This window comes from Streptomyces sp. NPDC054840 (assembly GCF_053611065.1).
In genome coordinates this window covers 1-7,741 of the sequence record NZ_JBSGZP010000345.1, presented here as the reverse complement: position 1 = coordinate 7,741, position 7,741 = coordinate 1, and the positions used below count along the sequence as shown (strand labels likewise).

The 7,741-nt window shown below is 73.4% G+C and carries 5 protein-coding genes; 3 read left to right on the top strand and 2 right to left on the bottom strand.

Annotation, left to right across the window (positions count from 1 at the left end):
* Positions 1-516 (bottom strand): phosphatase PAP2 family protein (locus ACWGIU_RS23010; RefSeq protein WP_453708600.1); only part of this gene is annotated, 516 nt, incomplete at its 3' end.
* Positions 517-658: 142 nt separating this feature from the next.
* Positions 659-1,975, bottom strand: coding sequence for a 4-aminobutyrate--2-oxoglutarate transaminase (gene gabT / locus ACWGIU_RS23005; protein ID WP_453708598.1), 1,317 nt, complete (start codon positions 1,973-1,975; stop codon positions 659-661).
* A 253-nt stretch (positions 1,976-2,228) separates the two neighbouring features.
* Here gabT and ACWGIU_RS23000 point away from each other — a divergent pair, with 253 nt between their 5' ends.
* The 3 genes from ACWGIU_RS23000 (at position 2,229) to ACWGIU_RS22990 (ending at position 7,692) form a co-directional block, all read left to right on the top strand.
* Positions 2,229-4,334: an ATP-binding protein gene (locus tag ACWGIU_RS23000; RefSeq protein WP_453708596.1), complete on the top strand. Its 2,106-nt coding sequence runs from the start codon at positions 2,229-2,231 to the stop codon at positions 4,332-4,334.
* 150 nt (positions 4,335-4,484) lie between these two features.
* The gene (locus ACWGIU_RS22995) at positions 4,485-6,065 is read left to right on the top strand and encodes a PucR family transcriptional regulator (RefSeq protein ID WP_453708594.1); all 1,581 of its coding nucleotides are present in this window, start codon (positions 4,485-4,487) and stop codon (positions 6,063-6,065) included.
* Positions 6,066-6,246: 181 nt separating this feature from the next.
* Complete coding sequence (locus tag ACWGIU_RS22990) at positions 6,247-7,692, top strand: aldehyde dehydrogenase family protein (RefSeq protein WP_301366167.1); 1,446 nt, start codon at positions 6,247-6,249, stop codon at positions 7,690-7,692.
* Positions 7,693-7,741: the final 49 nt, after the last annotated feature.

The following is a 7,741-nucleotide window of genomic DNA, read 5'->3' as shown; positions in this document are numbered from 1 at the left end:
AGGCTCCAGGGGCCCCGGCCGGGCGGTCCACTCCTTGAACGGGATGACCAGGGCCGGCACCGAGGCCATCGCCAGGCCCGCGGCCGCGGCGGCCAGGACCCGCCCGCGCCGGGCCGCGTAGGCCATGGCCAGTACGAGCACGGGCACGGCGACCGGGATGTTGCCGAGGTCGGAGAGGCGCTCGGTGACCGGGTCCGGGAGGGTGCGCACCAGGGCACGGCTCAGCGCGTGATCCGGGGCCAGCAACGGGCCGGAGACCAGCACCTGCCAGGTGACCAGGGAGAAGAGCAGGCCGCAGACCGCGGCGATCAGGAGAGGAGTGGCCGGCCGTCCCGGAACAGGGGGGATGGTTCCGGGACGGCCGCCCGGATCGGGTTGCCGGGCGCCCCGGGGGGTTTGGGGCGAACGGCCGTCCGATCGGTGAGGAGTGTGCGCGAACGCAGGTCCAGTACGGTGCTGGGGAAGCCCAGTACTGGTGTCGCCCCCGGTTTCCCTGGAGCGGGGTGTCTCACTCATCTGCAGAAACCGTACGGCAGCGAAAGGGGGACCGACAGCAGGATCGCGCTCCCGCCATCGGCCCCCCACAGCTTCTTCACAGCGTCCGCCCGTTACCGGCGGTAGGGGCCGGTCGCCGCGTGCGCACGTTCTAGCCGTTCGATCAGATGGCCGTGCCGATGGCCGCGAACGCGGCCTCGATGAGGTCCAGGCCCTCGTTCAGCAGGTCCTCGCCGATGACGATCGGCGGGAGGAAGCGGAGCACGTTGCCGTAGGTACCGCAGGTGAGGACGAGCAGTCCCTCGGCGTGGCAGGCCTTGGCGAGTGCGCCGGCCGCCTCCGGGAACGGGGTCTTGGACACCGGGTCCTTGACCAGCTCGATCGCGATCATGGCGCCGCGGCCGCGGATGTCGCCGATGATGTCGTACTTCTCCTGCATCGCCGTCAGGCGGGCCTTCATGACGGACTCGATCTTCTTCGCCGCGGCGTTGAGGTCGAGCTCCTTCATGGTCTCGATGGAGCCGAGCGCGCCGGCGCAGGCCACCGGGTTACCGCCGTAGGTGCCACCCAGGCCACCCGCGTGCGCGGCGTCCATGATCTCGGCGCGGCCGGTCACGGCGGCGAGCGGCAGACCGCCCGCGATGCCCTTGGCGGTGGTGATCAGGTCCGGGACGATGCCCTCGTCCTCGCACGCGAACCACTGGCCGGTGCGGCAGAAGCCGGACTGGATCTCGTCGGCGACGAAGACGATGCCGTTGTCGTTGGCGAACTTCACGAGCGCGGGCAGGAAGCCCTTGGCCGGCTCGATGATGATCGCGGCGACGTTCTCGGCGCCGATCTGCTTGGTGATCTGGTCGATCGCCTGGGCGGCGGCCTCGGGGCCGCAGTTCTCCGCGCCGGTGGGCCAGCGGTAGCCGTAGGCGACCGGAACGCGGTAGACCTCGGGGGCGAACGGACCGAAGCCCTGCTTGTACGGCATGTTCTTCGCCGTCAGCGCCATGGTGAGGTTCGTACGGCCGTGGTAGCCGTGGTCGAAGACGACGACGGCCTGGCGCTTGGTGTACGAACGGGCGATCTTGACGGCGTTCTCGACGGCCTCGGCGCCGGAGTTGAACAGGGCCGACTTCTTGGCGTGGGTGCCCGGGGTCAGCTCGGCGAGGGCCTCGCAGACCTCTACGTAACCCTCGTACGGGGTGACCATGAAACAGGTGTGGGTGAAGTCGGCCAGCTGCGCGGAGGCGCGGCGCACGACGGCCTCGGCGGAGGCGCCGACCGAGGTCACGGCGATGCCGGAACCGAAGTCGATCAGGCGGTTGCCGTCGACGTCCTCGATGATGCCGCCGCCCGCGCGGGCCGTGAAGACGGGCAGCACGGAGCCCACGCCACCGGCCACGGTCCGGAGGCGGCGGGCCTGCAGCTCCTGCGACTTCGGGCCGGGGATCGCGGTGACGATCTTGCGCTCCTGCGGAACAGCGGTCATAGAGGGCTCCTGGGGGGTGTTTTCGGACGCACTTGTCTCTTTGTCCGCAGGCTAGGCCCGGGAGCGGGAGTCCTGCATGCTCCGTTCGGTAGTGATCACCGCGTGTCCTTGTCCGTGGCGGCCATAGGAAGGACGCGCGCACGCGCCTTGCGGACGGCACGGCGGACCGGAGCGCGAGTACGGCCCCACGGCCGACGCCCGGGCAACTACATTGAGCGACGCAGCGCAGGCACGGTCAGGGGGCAGGGATTTCATGGACACCGACGGCACGCACGAGACGCGTCCGCCCCAGGTGGGGCACGTTCCGAGACCGGCCTCCCCGCCGCCCGTCGGCCTCCCCCCGAAGCCCTCGCACGCGCCGACGGCCGGCCCGACGCTGGGCGACTGGCTGCGCCACCCGCGCTCCTCGGACGGACCGGGCGTATGGACGTACGGACACGTGCCGCGGGCCGCCGAGGAGCCCGAGGAGACCCCCACCCGCCAACTCGTCAGCGGGGCCCTGATCTCCCTGCTCGCCGGACTGCTGCTCTGGTCCCTGCTGTGGAACGGCTACCTCGGCGCCTTCTGGCTCTGGCCCCTCTACATGTTCACGCCCGACTCCTGGGCCGGAAAGCTCCCGTCCGTCGTGGCCTCCTACGTCTGGTACGCCATCGTCGCCACCGTCCTGGTGATCGGCTTCGGGCGGCTGGGCCGCTGGCCCGAGCTGGGCCGCCGGGTGCTCGGCAGCCGCGCCCTGCGCGCGGTGCAGGCCACGCACGCCGCAGACTCCGCACGCCCCGAGGCCGGTGGCCCGCACGACCCCGCGCGCTGGCCCCAGCTGCGGGCCGCCGGGCTCGGGGAGGTCGCCGAGCGGCTGGAGGCGGAGGCCGGGGGCGGGCGGATGAACGACGTGGACTACGCCCGGATCCGGCGCGCGTGGGACTCCGTGCGCGTCGACCCCTCGCGCATGCGGGCCTTCGCCGACGCCGTGCGCGACAAGGGCGCCGGGGCCTGTGTGCACCCGTCCGGGGCGCGGGACCTGCCCGTGCGCGCCGCCCGGCACGATCTGCTCTCCCGGCAGGTGCTGCTCGGCACCGTGGAGGACGGCACGCGCAACCCGTACTCCCGCCGCGGCACGGCCCTCGCCCTCGACCCCGACGTGCTCGGTACCTCCCTGCTCGCGGTCGGACCCTCCGGCACCGGCAAGACCCGGCGGCTGGTGCGTCCCGTCGTCGAGTCGCTCTCGCTCCAGGCCCTCGCCGGCCAGGCCGCCGTCGTCGCCGTCGGAGCAGCCGGCGCCCAGCTCGGCCCTGACGCCGCCTTCGACGTCGTGGTCCGGGTCGGTGACCCCGCCTCCGTCTACGACCTCGACCTCTACGGCGGTGCCACCGACCCCGACGAGGCCGCCACCCTGCTCGCCGAGGCCTTCGTCGGGGACGTCCCCGGGACCGACGTACGCCGGGCCGCGACCGCCCTCGCCCAGCTCCTCGGGCCGTTCCGGGCGGCGTACGACCGCTTCCCGACCGTGCCCGAACTGCGCGAGCTCCTCGACCAGGTCCCCACCGCCTTCCACGCCCTGCGCCGCGACCTCGCCGGACAGCACGCCATGCTGCGCGAGCTCGACGCCCGGGCCCGCCAGCACGGCGCCCACGCGGACCCCGGCCCGGCCCTCGCCGACCGGGTGGCCCTGCTGGACCGGCCCGCCTTCGCCGGCTTCTTCGACACCACCGGCCAGGGCCGGCCGTTCTCGCTGCGCGCGCTGGAGCACCCGATCCGCGTCCGCGTGGATCTGCCCGAGCGCGGGCACGCCGACGCCTCCCGGATGCTGGCCCGGCTGCTGCTCGCCCAGTTCAACGCCGCCGCGGCCGCCCGCACCGACCGCTCCCTCTTCGCCTTCCTCGCCTTCGACGACGCCTCCCACACCCTGACCGCCGAGACCGTGCGGGGCGTCCAGCGGCTGCGCTCGGCGCACGCGGGCGTCCTGCTCACGCTGCGCACGCTGGACGACGTACCGGAGGCGCTGCGGACACCGCTGCTCGGGTCCGTCGGCTGCCGGATGGCCTTCTCCGGGGTCACCACCTGGGACGGCAAGCGTTTCGCCGAGGCCTGGGGCACGAAGTGGGTGGAGACGCGGGACGTCACCCACCGCACCGTCTTCGCCGACCAGCCGCTCACCCGACTGATGCACTCCTTCCGCAAGCTCGTCACCGGCAAGGCGGTCACCACGGACGCGGTGACCGTGCGCCAGGTGGAGCGGGAGCGGTGGTCCGCGTCGGACCTGGCGCACGCCGTGCCGCCGGGGCACGCGGTGCTGTCGCTGACCTCGGTACGAGGGGAACGGGCGGCTCCGCTGCTGGTCCGCCTGGCCGGAACGTCCTGACCCGCACCCCGACCCGTACGAGGTGGCAGAATCGAGGGAGTCGTTCGTACGACACGGCGAAATCCGCCGACGGTTCTTCTCCTGCTCGCGCCGGCCGCCCTGCGCTCCCGTCGCTCTGTCGCCCCCTCCCGCTAAGGCCACTGGTACCCGATGCCGCTCACCCTCGCCTCACTCGTCCAGCACTCGGCGCTCAAGCTCAGCGTCCGGGCGGGGGAGGGCCGACTCGACACCCCGGTGCGCTGGGCCCATGTCAGCGAGCTCGCCGATCCCGTCCCCTACATGGAGGGCGGGGAGCTGCTCCTGATCACCGCCATGAAGCTGGACGCGGGGGACCCGGAGGAGATGCGCGCCTACGTACGCCGCCTCGCCGCGGCCGGGGTCGTCGGCATCGGCTTCGCGATCGGGGTCAACTACGAGGAGATCCCCGAGGCGCTGGTCGAGGCCGCGCGGACCGAGGACATGCCGCTGCTGGAGGTACCGCGGCGGACCCCCTTCCTGGCGATCAGCAAGGCGGTCTCCGCTGCCCTCGCGGCGGACCAGTACCGGGCCGTGACCGCCGGATTCGAGGCCCAGCGCGAGCTGACGCGGGCCGCGCTCTCCGTCGACGGCCCCACCGAGCTGCTGGTGAAACTGGCGGCGCACGTCCACGGCTGGGCCGCCCTGTACGACACCTCGGGCGCGGTCGTCGCGGCCGCACCCGACTGGGCCGCGCGCCGCGCCGCCCGGCTGACCCCCGACGTGGAACGGCTGCGGGAGCGCCCGGCTCCCGCGAGCGCCGTGGTCGGTGGCTCCGAGGACCGCGTCGAACTCCAGTCCCTGGGTACGGGCCGACGGGCGCGCGGCGCGCTCGCCGTCGGCACCGCGGCCCCGCTGGGCACGGCCGAGCGGTACGCCGTCCACTCCGCCGTCGCGCTGCTCACCCTCACCACGGAGCGCTCGCGCTCGCTGCACGACGCCGAGTCCCGGCTCGGAGCGGCGGTGCTGCGGATGCTGCTCGCGGGCGAGGCGGACCACGCGCGGTCCGTGGCCGGCGACCTGTACGGGGCCCTGCTGGAGGCGCCGTTCCGGCTCATCGTGGCCGAGCCGGCCCTGGCGGGGACCGCCCAGCCGGAAGGCCTGGCGCTGCTGTCCGACACGGTGGAGTCGGCGGCGGCCCGGACCGGGGAGGCGCTGCTCGTGGTCCCGGAGGCGGGCCGGCTCGTGGTCCTCGCCTCCGACGGGGGCTCGGCCGTACAGGCGTGCGTGGACCACGCCGAGGTACTGGAGGCGCGGCGCGGCCGGGACGCGGCCGGGCCGGAGCCGGACGAGTTGGTGGTCGGCCTGTCCGCCCCGGCCGGACCGGGCAGCGTGTCGGCGGCCCTCAAGCAGGCCGACCAGGCCCTGGCCGTGGCCCGGCGCCGCGGCCGGCCGATGGTGGAGCACGAGGACATGGCGGCGGGCTCGGTCCTGCCGCTGCTGGCCGACGACGCCGTCCGGGCGTTCGCGGACGGCACCCTGCGCGCACTGCGGGAGCACGACGCGACCGGGCGCGGCGACCTGGTGGCCTCGCTCCAGGCCTGGCTCTCCCGCCACGGGCAGTGGGACGCGGCCGCGGCCGACCTCGGCGTGCACCGGCACACCCTGCGCTACCGGATGAAGCGGGTCGAGGAGATCCTCGGCCGCTCCCTCGAGGACCCGGACGTCCGCATGGAGCTGTGGCTCGCCCTCAAGGCCACCTCGACCCCGTCCTAGGCACGCGGGCCGCGCGGCACACGTCCGCACGTCCGCACGTCCGCACGGCCGCGTGGACAGTGACAAAGCGGCGAAGCGCGACGACCCGCCGCTCCATCAGGGACAAACACCGAAACGCCGACGGAGTCCTACGGTGGAGGGGTCAGGACCCACCGCACACTTCCGAAGGGCCGGGATTCGCATGACTTCCACCCACGCCTTCTGGCTCGCCGGCCGCCAGGCCACCGGCGAGGACAGCTTCGACGTCCACTCCCCGTGGGACGGCCGGCTGGTCGCCGCCGTCAGCGTGCCCACCGACGAGCAGGTCGAAGAGGCCGTGGCCGCGGCGTACGCCGTGACGGCGGAGTTCTCCGCGACCCCCGCCCACGTACGCGCCGCCGCCCTGGACCACGTGTCCAAGCGGCTCGCCGAGCGCACCGAGGAGATCGCCCAGCTGATCTCCGCCGAGAACGGCAAGCCCGTCAAGTGGGCCCGCGGTGAGGTCGGCCGTGCGGTGTCCGTGTTCCGCTTCGCCGCCGAAGAGGCCCGCCGTTTCAACGGCGGAGAGGCCCAGCGCCTGGACACCGACGCCGGTGGTGTCGGCCGCCTCGCGCTGACCCGCCGCTTCGTCAAGGGCCCGGTCCTCGGCATCGCGCCGTTCAACTTCCCGCTGAACCTGTGCGCCCACAAGGTGGCCCCGGCCATCGCCGTCGGCGCGCCGATCATCCTCAAGCCCGCCCCGGCCACGCCCCTCTCCGGGCTGATCCTGGGCGAGCTGCTCGCCGAGACCGACCTCCCGGCCGGCTCCTGGTCGGTCCTGCCGGTCGCCAACGACAAAATGCCGGCCCTGGTGAAGGACGAGCGCCTGCCCGTCATCTCCTTCACCGGCTCCGACACCGTCGGCTACGCCATCCAGCAGTCCGTGCCCCATAAGCACTGCACCCTGGAGCTCGGCGGCAACGCCGCGGCCGTCGTCCTGGACGACTGGTCCTCCGAGGCCGACCTCGACTGGGCCGCGACCCGCATCGCGACCTTCTCGAACTACCAGGCCGGCCAGTCCTGCATCTCCGTGCAGCGCGTGATCGCCGACGCCTCCGTCTACGACCGCCTCGTCGAGAAGGTCGTCGAGAAGGTCCAGGCCCAGGTCACCGGCGACCCGTCCGACTCGGCCACCGACGTCGGCCCCCTCGTCTCCGAGGCCGCCGCCCAGCGCGTCGAGTCCTGGGTCGACGAGGCCGTGGCCGGCGGAGCCAAGCTGCTCACCGGTGGCAAGCGCGCGGGTGCCTCGTACGAGCCCACCGTCCTGGCCCACGTGCCGGACGGGGTCAAGCTCGCCACCGAGGAGGTCTTCGGTCCGGTCCTGACGCTGAAGAAGGTCGAGAACACCGACGAGGCGTTCGCCGCCGTCAACGACTCGAAGTTCGGTCTGCAGACCGGCGTCTTCACCCGCAACGTGCAGACCGCCTTCCGCGCCCACCGCGAACTCGAGGTCGGCGGTGTGATCATCGGCGACGCGCCGTCCTACCGCGCCGACCAGATGCCGTACGGCGGCGTCAAGCAGTCCGGTGTGGGCCGCGAGGGTGTCCGCTACGCGATGGACGACTACACGTACGAGCGGGTCCTGGTCCTGACCGGCCTCGACATCTGATCTCGTACGGCCCACAAGCCGACGGCCGGAGCCCACTGTGCGGGGGCTC